We start from the raw sequence: 14,349 nt of genomic DNA, 5'->3' as shown, positions 1-14,349 counted from the left end.
CGACATCGTCGCAGGCTTTTTGTCGTTCAGGCCGGCTCACTTGAACAGGGCCACGTAGATGACGTAGAGCCAGCCCAGGATGCCGTGGATGATCGCCCACAGGATTGAGTGGTTGTTGGTGTAGGAGATTGCGATCGCCAGCGCCGAGCCGAACCCTACGCCGTATTTGGCGCCCTCGACGCGAACGCCGTAATACCGGTTGCCGTTCATGCTGGCATTCCTGTGCTTGGCATGGCTACAGCGTAACCCGTGATATCTCGGGACGCGAGTCCGCATTCTCGCGGCACCACGTGCCCGAGCTTTGTCGCAATTTCGCCCGCCTAGATGAGAAGAGGGCGCAGGGAAAGCCGGGTGCCGATCGCACCCATGGGCCCTGTGCAATGAGAAAGCACAGGGGTAGGACCACAGGTGAAACCGGAAACACTCCGGCTTTCCCTGCGCGATGGTTTACGGCTTATACGTGCTCTCCCCGGCGAGACTGGGCTTTGTTGTCACCGTCTTCAGCAGAGGCATAACCTCTTGCTGACGAGACACCTGCCACTAGGGCGTCAGGCCTGCACGACTTCACCGTCCGCCTCATGCGTGCTCGTCAGTCGCGCAATCGGCGTCCACCGCATCTCGACCCGACACTCGTGACGATCGCGAAGCGCCCCTCAAGCGGGTGAGATGGGCCATTCATACACCGAGTTGCGATTCTGAAAAACAGAAATACTTCTGCCGCGAGGGCTTGACGCGATTCTAGCGAGTTGCCCGTCGGGTTGATTTGTCGCAGGTGATGCGCCTGAATTTGACTTGCGCGGCGCATCGGCCGCGCTTCACAGCGAGCGCGAACCGTGACCCGCAAATAAGAATAGGCTAGCCTTGCGGACGCCGACCATCCGCCAGCCGATCGAGTTCACGCCATGCACATCCTGCGTCCCCAATTCCGCATCGAGGAGCAGCGCGCGCTGGCATTCGCGGCAGAACGCGGCTTCGGCGTCATCGTCGCCGCCGACGGGCGCGGGCCGCGCGGCTCGCATGTGCCATTCGTGATCGAACAGCGCGACGGCCGCGCGATCGTGCAGATCCATCTCACGGCGAAGAATCCGCTGGTCGAGCTCGCCGACGGCAGGCGGCGATTCCTCCTGATCGTCGCGGGCGACGATGCCTATGTCTCCAATGACTGGTATGCCTCGCGCGACAATGTCTCGACCTGGCTCTATGAAGCGGTGCATCTCTCCGGCGTCGCACATCTGCGCGGGCCCGGCGAAAACCGCGGCCATGGGGACGCGCTGCTTGCGGTCTCCGAGGCGCGGCTGCCGAAGCAGCCCTGGGACCTCGCGCAGATGGAGCCGAACAAGCGCGAGACGATGCTGTCGGCGATCAGGGTGATCGATCTCGTCGTCGACGAGATCGAGGGCCAGTCGAAGCTTAATCAGCACAAGAGCGATGAGGACCACGTCGCGGTCGCCAACCAGCTGGCGCGCGCGGAGGAGAGCGGGAGCCGGCGGCTCGCCGGCAAGATGCGAGCGCTGCGGCCGGAGCTCGAATACGAGATTGCGGAGCAGCGCGTAGGGCGGGTTAGCGAAGCGTAACCCGCCGACGTCATGCGGTGGAGAGATGGCGGATTACGCTCGCGCTAATCCTACTGCGTCACAAACGTCGCAACCCTCATGGTGAGGAGCGCGGAACGCGCGTCTCTGGACGATGCTCCGCATCGCGAGGCGAACCATGAGGCCCCATCTGTGGCCTACATCCTTCGAGACGCCCGCTTCGCGGTCTCCTCAGGATGAGGAGATACAGCATTTATGACGCAGTAAGACTGATCCGCCCTGCAATGTGCATCAGCATCGAGCTTTGCGCGAACTTGTTGTTAAGGATTGCTTCGCGCCGATTTGCACGATTCTGATTCGTTCTTTGCGAACAAAGTGGAGTCGGATCGCGAACAAAGCTGCGATGTGTCGAGTAGCGTAGCTGGATCTTCTGAATGAGCCGAACGACAACATGCTTCACGACGTCCATAACGCCTCATGAATTGCATTGATGCCGGACGACATGCGCGCCGCAACAAACCTCTTGTTAAGAGTTGCTCCGCGCTGATTTGTGGGATTCCGATTCGTTCCTTGCGAACAAAATGGAGTCGGATCGGGAACAAAACGGCGGCATCGATTACGCACGGAACTGCCGTCAAATCGCCGGAACATCGCAAGGTTCGTGCGGTTTCGTGATCTCCATAATCGGAACTGATCGCATCGCCGCCCGTTCTATGCGGCGCAACCATTCGAGAGGAGAAAGAGCCATGCGAAACGTCATCCTTCCCATTGTCGCAGCACTGGCGCTTGGCGCAGCGACGCCTGCGATGGCCTATGATTCCGGTGACCAGATGTCGATGGAGGCCGCGCTCGACGTCGCAACCGGTGTCGGCATCATGACGGTGTCCAACACCGAGTTCCTCGGCGACGAGTGGCAGGTCCAAGGCCGCGACCGTCTCGGCCACTGGATGGAGGTCTATGTCGACTCGCGAACCGGCGCGATACGCAACGTGGAACGTGGCTGGTAATCGGCGTCGGCACCTTCACAGCGCCGAATGATCTGATCCGGCCTAGACGGAACATCGGCGCTCTATTTGCCGTGTCGGGGGAGCGCATCCGTGACGTGCTCCCCCTGGCGGCGTTAATCCATTCATGGCGAAGACAACCGCAAAGCGGACATCGCGGCCGACGGTTCTGGCGATCGACATCGGCGGATCGCACGTCAAGGTCATGACCGACAAGGAGCGCATCAAGCGCGAGTTCAAGTCGGGTCCCGATCTGTCCGCCAAGGCGATGGTGCGCCAGGTCAAGGCGCTGACGAAGGATTGGTCCTACGATGTCATCTCGATCGGATATCCCGGGCCTGTCGTCCACGACCGGGCGCTGGCGGAGCCGCACAATCTCGGCCGCGGATGGGCCGGCTTCAACTTCCGCAAGGCGTTCGGCCATCCGACCAAGGTCGTCAACGATGCGCTGATGCAGGCGATCGGCAGCTACCGCGGCGGCCGCATGCTGTTCCTCGGCCTCGGCTCCGGCCTCGGCTCCGCGATGATCGTCGACGGCGTTCTGGAGCCGATGGAGATCGGTCACCTGCCGTATCGCAAGGGGAAGACATTCGAAGACTACGTCGGCGCCGCGGGCCTGAAACGTCGCGGCAAGAGGAAGTGGCGCAAGGCGGTCGACGACGTGCTGGAGCGACTGTTTGCCGCGCTGCAGCCCGACTATGTCGTGCTCGGCGGCGGCAACGCTGACAAGATCGACAACCTGCCGCGAAAGGTGCGGTTCGGCGACAATGCCAATGCGTTCGAAGGCGGTTTTCGGCTGTGGGGCAAGGACTCAGCCAAATCTGGAATCAGGCGCGCCAAGCTTAGATTAACTGCGCATTAGGGCTGGCGTACCCATCATGAGGCGGCTGTGATCACCGCGCCCGCCCCAAGCGGGCCGCTTTCAACCTCGACAAGCTGCCGAAACTGCCGAAGCGCTCGCGCTGACGTCGTTCGCCACCGTCCCTGAGCACAGGCGTGGTGTGGAACGCAGACGCCACGACCCTGCACCGAAAGCACCTAGTAGTGACTGAAGGCGTCGTCCGGCTTTGCCCGAACGGGCCCAAGCTGGAGTATGCTTCGGCAAAATCTTGGAGTCGCCGCCAGTTCGACGCCCCCTCAAGGACAAGGAGACAGGCCGTGGTGAAACCGTTTCCGTCGAAGACCCATATTGGCAATCACGTGCTGCATCCGGAAACCCAGATGCTGAACTACGGCTACGATCCGCAACTGTCGGAGGGCGCGGTCAAGCCGCCGGTGTTCCTGACCTCGACCTTCGTGTTCAGGACCGCCGAGGACGGCAAGGACTTCTTCGACTTCGTCGCCGGCCGGCGCGAGCCGCCGGAAGGGATGGGAGCGGGACTGGTCTATTCGCGCTTCAATCACCCGAACAGCGAGATCGTCGAGGACCGGCTCGCGATCTATGAGCGCACCGAGAGCTGCGCGCTGTTCTCGTCTGGCATGTCGGCGATCTCCACCACCGTGCTCGCCTTCGCGCGGCCGGGCGACGTGATCCTGCATTCGCAGCCGCTCTATGGCGGCACGGAGACGCTGTTCGCCAAAACGCTCGCGGGACTCTCGATTGCCGCGGTGGGCTTTGCCGACGGCATCGACGAGAGCGTCGTGCGCGCGGCGGCGGAGGAGGCGATGCAAAAGGGACGCGTCGCGATGATCTTCATCGAGACGCCGGCCAATCCGACCAACGGTCTGGTCGATATCGCGCTCACCAGGCGCGTGGCTGATATGATCGGCAAGACGCAGGGGCATACGCCTGTGATCGCCTGCGACAACACGCTGCTCGGGCCGGTGTTCCAGCGGCCGATCGAGCATGGCGCCGATCTGTCGCTGTACTCGCTCACCAAGTATGTCGGCGGCCATTCCGACCTGATCGCGGGCGCGGCACTCGGCTCGAAGAAGCTGATGAAGGACGTCAAGGCGCTGCGCGGCGCGATCGGTACGCAGCTCGATCCGCATACCTGCTGGATGATCAGCCGTTCGCTGGAAACGCTCGTCTTGCGGATGGAAAAGGCCGACCGCAATGCGCATATCGTCGCCGATTATCTGCGCGACCATCCGAGAGTGGCGAAGGTGCATTATCTCGGCCACCACGACGCGGCGTCGCCTGCGGGCCGCGTGTTCGCCAGCCAATGCAGCGGCGCCGGCTCGACCTTCTCCTTCGACATCGTCGGGGGCCAGGCCGCCGCGGAAAAATTCCTTAACTCACTGCAGATCTTCAAGCTCGCGGTGAGCCTCGGCGGCACCGAGTCGCTTGCGAGCCTGCCGGCCACGATGACCCACTCCGGCGTGCCTGCTGATATCCGCAAGCGGATCGGGGTGCTGGACTCCACGATCCGCCTGTCGATCGGGATCGAGCATCCGTCGGATCTGGTGGCCGACATGGCGCAGGCGTTGGGTGGGGTGTGAGCGACAGGAGAATTCCTTCACCTCGCCCCACCTGCGGGAAGAGGCATAGGCCGCCTCCGGCGGCCGTCACGAAGGGACGCCGAAGCAAAGCTTCGGCTATGTCGCATCGCAGGATGCGATCCGGGTGAGGCGGAGTTTCCGCAGGCGCATCTATCGCCGTTTACGTGGAGACAGCCCTCACCCCAACCCTCTCCCCGTAAGAAACGGGAGAGGGGGAGTAGTCCCTTCGCCGTTGCTATACGACCTGATTTCGTCTCACTCTACCGAGTAGCCCGCATGAGCGGAGCGATATGCGGGGGCTAGATCAGAGTTGGCACGACCCGCATATCGCTCCGCTCATGCGGGCTACGCGTAATCTGTCGCCGACGGGCACAAATAATAACCTGCTCCGGAAAGGCTTCGTCGCAGGACATCCATTCTCGGATTCATGTGACGCGGAGCGATTCCAGACCAAAGTGATCGGCGATTTCAGAACAAATCCATCGAGGCAGGGAACGGCTCGAAGCGAGCGCGCGCCCGGAGAACATTGACGGAGAGGCGCTGCGCCATTATTGGCGGCGCGGAAAATTCCGACGCAACGATACGGGATGGCCTCGATGCAAGTGACTTTGATGAAGGGCAAGATTCATCGCGCGCATGTCACCGAAGCGGACTTGCATTACGAAGGATCGATTTCGATCGACCGCAATTTGATCGAGGCCGCCGGCTTCCTCATCAACGAACGCGTCGACATCTACAACATCGACACCGGTGCGCGCTTCTCGACCTACGTGATCGAGGCGCCCGCGGGATCCGGCACCATCGGCCTCAACGGCGCGGCCGCGCGGCTCGCAATGACAGGCGACAAGGTTATCATCGTCGCCTACGCCAGCTTCGACGCCGACGAGGCGCGCAAATTTCAGCCGCGGATCGTGATGGTCGATGAGAAGAACCGGCATGTCGCGAAGGCTGCTGCGTCATCCGCGAAAGCTTTGGCGGACGCGTAAGCCAAGTAGGGCGGTTGTACGACTGCGTCCGCAGTAGCTTAGCGCGCATGCTGGGCATCCGAATGGAAAACGGATTGTTAGGATTTCTCTCGCACCGATTTGCGTGATTCCGATTCGTTCTTTGCGAACAAAATGGAGTCGGATGGAGAACAGAGCCGTGACGGGTAGCCCGCATGAGCGGAGCGATATGCGGGGGCCGGATATCGCTGCTCCCATCCGGGCTACGTGTCCGGCCAAAATGGTTAGGGCATGATCCCGGCGGCTTTGGCGATCAGCTCGAAGGATCGCAGCCGTTTTGCGTGATCGTAGACGTCGGACACGATCATCAGCTCGTCGGCGCCGGTCTCCGCAACGAGCGCATCGATGCCGGCACGAACCGTGTCGGGCGAGCCAATGATGGAGCGTTCGAGCATCCGCATCGCCTGGACTTTCTCCGACGGCGACCAGTAGGTCTCGATGTCGTCGATCGGCGGCTGGCTGAGGCCGCGCGCGCCGCGGAAGATGTTCGTGAACGACATCTGCTGCGTCGTTGCCAGGCGGCGCGCTTCGGCGTCCGTCTCGGCGGCGATGATGTTGACGCCGACCATGGTGGTGGGGCGGTCGAGCTGCTCGGACGGCTTGAAGCGGGTGCGGTAGATATGCAGCGCCTGGAGCAGGAGTTCAGGCGCGAAATGCGAGGCGAAGGCGTAGGGAAGCCCGAGCTCGGCAGCCAGCATCGCGCCAAAATTGCTCGATCCGAGAATCCACAGCGGCACGTTCGTCCCTGCGGCCGGCACGGCCTGGATGCGCTGGTTTGGGCCGGCTTCAGCCAGGAAGGCCTGCACCTCGAGCACGTCCTGCGGAAAATTCTCGGCGGCTTCAGGCGTGCGGCGCAGGGCGCGCAGCGTGAGCTGATCCGTGCCCGGCGCGCGGCCGAGGCCAAGGTCGATACGATCAGGAAACAGTCGCGCCAGCGTGCCGAACTGCTCGGCAATGACGTAAGGCGCGTGGTTGGGCAGCATGATGCCGCCGGCGCCGACGCGGATGGTCTTCGTTCCCGCCGCGATATGACCGATCACGACCGACGTCGCGGCGCTCGCGATGCCGGCCATGTTGTGATGCTCCGCCACCCAGATGCGGCGATAGCCCCAGGCCTCGGCATGGACAGCGACATCGCGCGCATTGTAGAGCGCGCCCCGCGCATCGGTATCCTGGGTGACGCGGACGAGATCAAGAATAGACAGTGCCGCCACGGGAGCTCCTGAACGAAAGAAGGTGCGTGAAGGAGGCGGCCAGCGGTACTCGGCTGCGTCCAGGTTGGTGCGAAACGGCGGGCTTCAGCCGGATCGCTTGCCCCATATGGATATTGTCGCCATGCGGGTCAATCTGCCGAACCGCACAAGCGAGTAGGCCGCGTTAGCGAAGCGTACCCGCCAACTGAGGCGAAGAATGGCGGATGAGCCTTTCAGCCGGTCTTCGGCATTACGTTTGCTCGAGAAGGGCGTCACACATAGATTGCAATTATAGATGGTTTTGGCGATGGAGAGCTCGATGTTTGATTGATTGGGTGGGTCTTAAGTAAGGCGACTCATCCCCCGCTCCGCGTGTTACAATCGCTGCAGTGCCAAGCGGACGCTGCGGAGGCATTGTTGAGCGGAACTCACGCAGCAACGTTTTGATAAAAGCATCTCGTGCAGAGCTATCCCGCAACGCAGCAGCCGATTAAGCTGGAAACGAATAGAAATCGGGCTAAAATCTTCGTGGTTCCAGACTAGGCGTCGCCCGAGAGACGGCCGCGTGAAGGTTGTCCGCCAAAAAGGGTAGGAGGCGCGGTTCTTGGCCAATGTCTCGCTGCGCAATCTCGCTAAACGCTTCGGCGCGACGCCGCTGTTCGACGGGTTCAGCCTCGACGTGACCGACGGCGAATTGCTCTGTCTGCTCGGGCCGTCGGGCAGCGGCAAGACCACTCTATTGCGCATGATCGCGGGGCTGGAAGAGTTGGACGACGGCGACATTTTCATAGGCAGCCGCGAAGTCTCCCGTCTGTCGCCGCGCGATCGGCATATCGGCATGATGTTCCAGGGCTACGCCCTCTACCCGCACCTGTCGGTGCGCGAAAATCTCGCTTATCCGCTGCGCGTGCGCCATGTCGGCAAGGACGAAGTTGCCGCGCGCGTAGACGAGGTCACTCGCCTGTTGCGCGTCGAGCATCTGCTCGACCGCCGCATTCAGCAGATCAGCGGCGGCGAGCAGCAACGCGTGGCGATCGGTCGCGCCATCGTTCAGAAGCCAAGCCTCTATCTGCTCGACGAGCCGATCAGCAATCTCGACGCCAGCTTGCGGGAGTCGGTGCGAACTGAACTGCGCCGGTTGCAGCGTGAGCTCGGCGCAACCATGATCATGGTCACCCACGATCAGCTTGACGCGCTGGCGATCGCAGACCGCATCGCCGTTTTGCACAAGGGCGTGTTGCAGCAATTGGGCAGGCCTGAAGAGCTCTATCTCAATCCGGCCAATTCCTTCGTGGCGGGCTTCATCGGCCAATTGCGCATGAATTTGCTGCCCTGCCGACACAGGAACGGCGCGCTCGAGGGCGACGGCTTTTCATTGCCCGCGCGCCCCGATGCAATCGAAGCGCTGAGCGCCCAAAGCGGCGAAATAACTGTGGGCTTCAGGCCGGAAGCAGTGACGGTTCATCGTCGTGCCGTCGCAGACGCGTGTTTGGCGAAGGTAGAGACCACCCAGTTTCAAGGCGAAAGGGCCATCTCGGTGCTGCGCCTCGGCGGCACCCCAATTCACGTCTCGCTCGACTCTCGCGTCCGGCTCGAGGTCGGGCGGTCGGTGTGGCTCGCCGTTCCACCCGACCAATTGCATGTGTTTGGCCCCGACGGCGAGCGGATTTCTGGTCCAGCGGCAGCTGCAAAACCGGAAGCGGCGGTCGCGGGCTGATCGGCCACATCGTCCGCCGATTTCAAGAACCTGAACTCAGAGGGAGGAAACGGACATGATCGGCAATTCCAGCCAAGTCTCGTTCCGGCGCGGATGGCTTAGCCGCCGCGGAATTCTGGGCGGCGGTGCAGCGCTGCTCGGCGGCGCAATGCTGCCGCGCGTCGCGATGGCCGCCACGACGGTCAATGTCGAGATTGACGCCGGGCAAAACCAGAATCCGTTCCGGTGGCAGGCCGACGCCATCAAGAGACAGTTCGGCCTCGATCTGAAGTTGATTGGCCTTCCCTTCGTCGGTCAATACGAAAAGCTGGTCTCCGAACTGACGGCGCGATCCGCGGCCTACGACCTCCTGGTCTTTCCACCGTATTTTCTCGGCGATTTCGTCGCGCTCGGCTTCCTGCGCGACCTCGATCAATATACGAAAATCATCGATCCGCAGCTTGACGACTATCTACCGGTCTATCGCGATCCCGTGATCAAGCGGAACGGCAAGCTCTACGCCCTGATGTACGACGGCGACATGCTGCAGGTGACCTACCGCACCGATCTGTTCGACAATGCCGAGGAAAAGAAGAACTTCAAGGCGAAATACGGCTGGGACCTCGCGCCGGCGAAGAACTGGGATCAGTTCATGCAGATCGCCGAATTCTTCACCCGGCCGCCGAAACTGTACGGGACCGCGTTCTACGCGCAACGCGGCTTCTGCTATGCCTGGTTCATCAACATATTCGCCGGCCTCGGCGGTCATTGGTTCACCGATGACATGAAGCCCGGCATCAACAGCGACGTTGGCGTCAAGGCTTTGGAGATGCTGGTCAAGCAGAAGCAATATGCACCGCCCAACATTCTTCAGATCGACTACCCGGGGCTCAACGAAGCCTTCCTCAACGGCTCGACCGCCATGGTGGTGCAATGGGACGATCTTGCGCTGAAGGTCGGCGATCCGAAGATGAGCAAGGTTGTAGGGAAGGGAGGCTACGCTGCCTGCCCATCGCGCACCTACATGCCGTACAGCCGCGTGATGGCGGTTTCGGCCTTCTCCAAGAATCCCGAGAACGCCTACAAGGTCGCGGCTCATATGCAGCTTCCCGACGTGGGTGTGACCTATATCTACGATTCGGAATGCGGCGAGGATCCCTATCGCAAATCCTCTCTGAAGCCCGAAGCTGCGATGAAGAACCACGAGGGCAAGCCGGCACTCGACGCCGCTTCCGCCAAATCTTATGTCGAGGCGATGGGCGAGGGGCTAAAGGACGGCTATCCCGAACTCAGCATCCCCGGCGCGCCGCGCTATCTCGACATCCTCGACCTCTATGTCAGTCAAGCGCTGGCCGGCTCGCTTGCTCCCAAGGCCGCGCTCGACGCGGCGGCAAACGAGTGGAAGAGCATCACCCAGGCCGAGGATCCTGACGCGCAGAAGGCCGCTTATGCGGCCTGGGTGAAGTCGTTTAAGGAAGTGGGCTTGAACTATTAGCAGGATGGCTTCGGACCGACGATCGTCAATTGCCAGGGCGGCGAAGCAATCCGTGAGGCGATCTACTTGCCGGATTGCTTCGCTCCACTCGCAATGACGGTGGGCGCTTCAACCGAATGCCATCTGCAGACCGATCGATGCATCAGGAGGCCGGCAAGCTCATACTTTTGTGCCGCACGCCCGTCGCTACAGTGCCATGAACAGACCAGCTCCCATCGCCCTCTTGTCGAAGCCTCGCCACAGCGCCGACAGCGCACAGCGTCTCGGCTGGTTGATGCTGGCGCCGACCCTGGCGATGCTGGCGGCAAACAGCATCTTTCCGCTGTTCTATGCGCTCTCCGTGTCGCTGAGGAATTACCAGATGCTGATTCCGGGCGCGCATCGCTGGATCGGGCTCAGTAATTATCTTCGCATCTTTGGCGATCCGCTGTTTTGGAGCAGTCTGCACGTCACACTCTGGTTCCTGGCAGGCGTGATCTTTCTGCAATTCCCCGTCGGCATGGCGCTCGCGCTTCTGGTCAATCGCTTGCGGCGCTATCAAAATATGATCGCGACGTTGCTGCTCATCCCGACGATCATCTCGAGCTCCGTCGCCGCGTTCCAATGGACGCAACTGTTCAACTATCAGTTCGGACCAGTCAATTACGTGCTTGGCCTGCTGCATCTCGGCCAGCCGACCTGGACGGCCGATCCTTCGCTTGCCTTGCCGGCCCTAATCTTCGTTGATTTCTGGCAATGGACGCCGTTTATGACGCTGCTGCTGTTCGCGGGACTCCGTTCTCTGCCGGACGCTTTGGTCGAAGCGGCGCGCATGGACGGATCGACCGGCTGGCAAATCGTCTGGCGCATCTATCTGCCGCTGCTGCGCCCGGTGATCGGCATCGCGTTGATCCTGCGTATTCTGATGACCTTCAAACTCTTCGACATCATCTACGTGCTGACCGCCGGCGGGCCAGGCACGGTCACTGAGAACCTCGCCTTCTTCACCTACATTCAGGGCTTTCGCTATTTCAATCTCGGTTACGCCTCGGCTCTGGCTATCCTGCAGCTGATCATCGTCAGCATCCTGGCCAAGGCTCTCATCGCGCTCACGCGGCGCTCGAGCCTTGGAGGTCGGGAGGCTGCGGCATGAAGCGCCAGGGCCTCAAGCTGTCGGACTTTCTCTGCGGCCTTGCGCTTGCGGCCGCACTTTTCATCTTTCTCGCGCCGGTCGCCTGGATGCTGATCACCGCAATCAAGCCACCGGGCGAATGGCTTAATTCGCCACCGATCTTTATCCCGTCCGAGCTGCACTGGGCGAATTTCACCGACGCCTTGTTCAAATGGGGCGGGTTGAAAGGCCTGAGCGATAGCCTGATCGTCGCGTCGCTGTCCACCGTCCTGTCGCTCTTATTGGGCGTGCCGGCTGCCTACGCGATCGGTCGCTACCGAACGGGCGGCGATAATCTCTCCTTCATGGTGCTCAGCATTCTCTTCATGCCGCCCGTGGCGGTGGCGATTCCGATGTACCTTTTCTGGTCGGCCCTTGGCCTGCTTGACAGCTATACCGCGCTGATCCTGCAATATACAGTCTTCAACATCCCCTTCATCTCATGGGTGCTCAGGAGCTTTTTCGAAGAGATTCCGCGCGACATGGAGGAGTCGGCTCTGGTCAACGGCGCGACGCGCTGGCGTGCCTTCTGGGAAATTTGCGTGCCGCTGGCGCGCCCGGCGATCCTCGCGGTCGCCATGCTCGCCTTCATCTTTTCCTGGAATGAATTCTTCTTCGCGGTCATCCTGACCCGCGCGGACGTGACGACCTTGCCGTTCATTCTGCCGGTGCTGATGGAGGGGCACGACGTCCTGTGGGGCGACATCGCCGCGATTGCAATGCTCGGTGCGTTGCCGGTCGTAGCCCTCGCTTTCGCGTTGCAGAAATACCTTGTGCGTGGCCTGTCCTTTGGCACACTCCGATAAGCATGCCAATAGACGCGACCATTGAACCGGCTTTGAGGCTCGCGCTCGTCAAGCCGCGCTTTCGGCGGTTACGATTCACGCAATCCAGCACGCCGCTGCAGTTCCGAGCGCTACCTCAACGCGCGCCGAAGGTGAGGCCGGCGCGCTCCTTCAGACGCTTGCGCAACGCCGGACCCATCAGCGCGCCCGGCGTCCAGGTGCCGCCTTCGCCCTGCACGTCGCGCACGAGGCAGAGAGCGCTCTCGGCGATCATCTTGCTGGTCGAGCCGTAGCCCGGATCGCGGTCGCCCGTGACTACCGCCTCGACCCGTCGGCCATCCGGCAGCTCGCCCAGGAAGAGAATGTCGTAGAAGCCCTTCTCGCGCTCTTCCCGAGTCGGGCCTGCGCCAGGTTTGAGACCGCCAGTCCCGAACAAGGACACCATCGTGGCGAACGTCTCCGTCGTCACGCGAGCGATTTCCCCAAATCCCGGCGCCACCATCATCTCGTCGTAAACGAAGTCCGTGCCATAGGGATGACCCAACAGGAAATTCGTGCGGTGCACGTTCTTGGTGTTGATCGGCGCCATTGGGAACGGCACGAGCCACGCGTTCATGCTCGGGTCGTATTCGGGGAGGAGGCCCGACGGCTGAGACGGCCCGGTGAACCCCGGCGTCAACGCGAAGGGATCGGTCAGCAGCCGGATCAGGGCCGGGTCGCGCGCGGCGGCGGCCAACGTCGCCTGGGCGCTCGCCGCGGTGCCGCCAGACATGCCGCCTTTCACCTTGCGCAGCCGGGCCCTGACCCGGCGTGCCGGGCGTCCGAATTTCTCACGCGCCTTCTCCTGCAACGTGAGCACACCGAGATCGAACGGGATGGAATCGAAGCCGCAGGAAAAGACGATGCGCGCGCCAGTCCGTTTCGCCTCTTCGTGATGGGCGTCGATGATGCGCCGCATCCAGGCCGGTTCGCCGCACAGATCAACATAGGCCGTGCCAGTGGCCGCGCAGGCCGCCACAAGCTCGGCACCGTGGAGCTGATAAGGCCCGACCGTCGTGATGATCACGGTCGCGCGCTCGCACATCGAACGCAGGCTGGCCGGCTCGGCCGCATCCGCCTTAACCAAAGGCAAATCGTCTGGTGCGCCGATGTCAACTTGCACCTTCCGGAGCTTATCGGTCGAGCGTCCCGCGATCGCCCAGGACGGAGCATCGTCGCCGCGATAGGACGTCGCCAGGTATTCGGCGATGAGACGGCCGGTGTAACCCGTCGCGCCATAGATGATGAGGTCGAAGTCCCGCTTCACGACGTTGGTCCTCCTTGAGACCCGGGAGAGCTATCTTCGGATCCGTGTGCAATCGCACTGTACGCTTCGCGGCCACTTTCGCCAGAGGTGTCCGGCTGTCCGGCAGGTGATTGGGGGAGTACGATGCGAAGGGCCAGAGCACGAGCGAAAGGGAGATGAGCCCATCGGCCCAGACGAGTACGACATCCTTGCCTGACCCCGGCGCGCCTCCGCCAGCTCGACCTGGCGGCCCGCGGCGACGGATGCTCAGCGCCTCGGCCCGGCGACATCCACAGGAGATCGGAGCAAAGGAGGAACAGATGGCAACGATCGTAGAAAGCATTGAGATATCCCGTCGCCCCGACGACGTCTTTCTATACGCGACGGACTTTTCGCATTTCCCCGAATGGCAGGGGGGCGTCGTGTCGGCGCGCCGGGAAGGTGACGCCCCATTGAAAGCCGTGGTGACCCGGCGGGTCGGTCCGCGGAAGTTGCAGAGGACGGAGGAGATAACCGAACTTAATCCTCCGAGGACGTGGACGGTGCGCGGTGTTGGCGGCCCGCTCACAGCGATTGCCAAAGGCACAGTTGAGCCACTCGATGACGGCGAGCGGTCGCGCGTAACGATCGCCCTCGAAATAGAAGCCCACGGGATCGCCAGGGTGCTGGCTCCGTTCATCGTTCGGCAAGTGCGAAGGCAGCTGCCGAGAAACGAGCAAAAGCTGAAGGAGTTGCTCGAGCGGGGCGCGTAACCGTAAAACGG

The 14,349-nt window shown here is 62.0% G+C and carries 13 protein-coding genes; 10 read left to right on the top strand and 3 right to left on the bottom strand.

All coding sequences use genetic code 11. The annotated features are described in order from the left end of the window. Positions 1-36: 36 nt before the first annotated feature. Positions 37-210, bottom strand: coding sequence for a hypothetical protein (locus MTX19_RS21400; RefSeq protein ID WP_280971857.1), 174 nt, complete (start codon positions 208-210; stop codon positions 37-39). Between the two features lie 692 nt (positions 211-902). Here MTX19_RS21400 and MTX19_RS21395 point away from each other — a divergent pair. The 5 genes from MTX19_RS21395 to panD all read left to right on the top strand — a co-directional run bounded on the left by MTX19_RS21395 (position 903) and on the right by panD (position 5,964). Continuing rightward, positions 903-1,574 carry an FMN-binding negative transcriptional regulator gene (locus MTX19_RS21395; RefSeq protein ID WP_280985457.1) on the top strand — a complete coding sequence of 224 codons (672 nt, stop codon included), beginning with the start codon at positions 903-905 and terminating at the stop codon, positions 1,572-1,574. A 704-nt stretch (positions 1,575-2,278) separates the two neighbouring features. Further along, a complete protein-coding gene (locus MTX19_RS21390) occupies positions 2,279-2,539 on the top strand; it encodes a PepSY domain-containing protein (RefSeq protein WP_280979177.1) in 261 nt (86 codons plus the stop codon). A 124-nt stretch (positions 2,540-2,663) separates the two neighbouring features. Continuing rightward, a complete protein-coding gene (locus MTX19_RS21385; protein ID WP_280979176.1) occupies positions 2,664-3,398 on the top strand; it encodes an ROK family protein in 735 nt (244 codons plus the stop codon). A gap of 296 nt (positions 3,399-3,694) precedes the next feature. Beyond that, positions 3,695-4,978, top strand: a complete 1,284-nt coding sequence (locus MTX19_RS21380) for a cystathionine gamma-synthase family protein (RefSeq protein WP_280985456.1) — start codon at positions 3,695-3,697, stop codon at positions 4,976-4,978. A 596-nt stretch (positions 4,979-5,574) separates the two neighbouring features. Then, on the top strand, positions 5,575-5,964 hold the full coding sequence (gene panD, locus MTX19_RS21375; RefSeq protein WP_280979175.1) for an aspartate 1-decarboxylase: 390 nt from the start codon (positions 5,575-5,577) through the stop codon (positions 5,962-5,964). A gap of 242 nt (positions 5,965-6,206) precedes the next feature. On the opposite strand, the gene MTX19_RS21370 is transcribed toward panD, so the two are convergent. After that, on the bottom strand, positions 6,207-7,196 hold the full coding sequence (locus tag MTX19_RS21370; protein ID WP_280979174.1) for an LLM class flavin-dependent oxidoreductase: 990 nt from the start codon (positions 7,194-7,196) through the stop codon (positions 6,207-6,209). 583 nt (positions 7,197-7,779) lie between these two features. Here MTX19_RS21370 and MTX19_RS21365 point away from each other — a divergent pair. From MTX19_RS21365 to MTX19_RS21350, 4 genes are all read left to right on the top strand, one after another. Then, a complete protein-coding gene (locus MTX19_RS21365; RefSeq protein ID WP_280985455.1) occupies positions 7,780-8,892 on the top strand; it encodes an ABC transporter ATP-binding protein in 1,113 nt (370 codons plus the stop codon). A 55-nt stretch (positions 8,893-8,947) separates the two neighbouring features. Then, on the top strand, positions 8,948-10,366 hold the full coding sequence (locus tag MTX19_RS21360; protein WP_280971848.1) for an extracellular solute-binding protein: 1,419 nt from the start codon (positions 8,948-8,950) through the stop codon (positions 10,364-10,366). A gap of 196 nt (positions 10,367-10,562) precedes the next feature. Then, positions 10,563-11,498, top strand: coding sequence for a sugar ABC transporter permease (locus MTX19_RS21355; RefSeq protein ID WP_280985454.1), 936 nt, complete (start codon positions 10,563-10,565; stop codon positions 11,496-11,498). A gap of 86 nt (positions 11,499-11,584) precedes the next feature. Next, on the top strand, positions 11,585-12,322 hold the full coding sequence (locus MTX19_RS21350; protein WP_280985453.1) for a carbohydrate ABC transporter permease: 738 nt from the start codon (positions 11,585-11,587) through the stop codon (positions 12,320-12,322). 115 nt (positions 12,323-12,437) lie between these two features. On the opposite strand, the gene MTX19_RS21345 is transcribed toward MTX19_RS21350, so the two are convergent. After that, positions 12,438-13,607, bottom strand: coding sequence for a saccharopine dehydrogenase NADP-binding domain-containing protein (locus MTX19_RS21345; protein ID WP_280979171.1), 1,170 nt, complete (start codon positions 13,605-13,607; stop codon positions 12,438-12,440). 299 nt (positions 13,608-13,906) lie between these two features. On the opposite strand from MTX19_RS21345, the gene MTX19_RS21340 reads away from it, so the two are divergent. Then, positions 13,907-14,338: an SRPBCC family protein gene (locus MTX19_RS21340; protein ID WP_280979170.1), complete on the top strand. Its 432-nt coding sequence runs from the start codon at positions 13,907-13,909 to the stop codon at positions 14,336-14,338. Positions 14,339-14,349 lie beyond the last annotated feature (11 nt).

This window comes from Bradyrhizobium sp. ISRA464, assembly GCF_029910095.1.
Lineage (GTDB): Bacteria > Pseudomonadota > Alphaproteobacteria > Rhizobiales > Xanthobacteraceae > Bradyrhizobium.
Note: the sequence above shows the minus strand (reverse complement) of the source record. Positions and strands in the feature narration are given on the sequence as shown.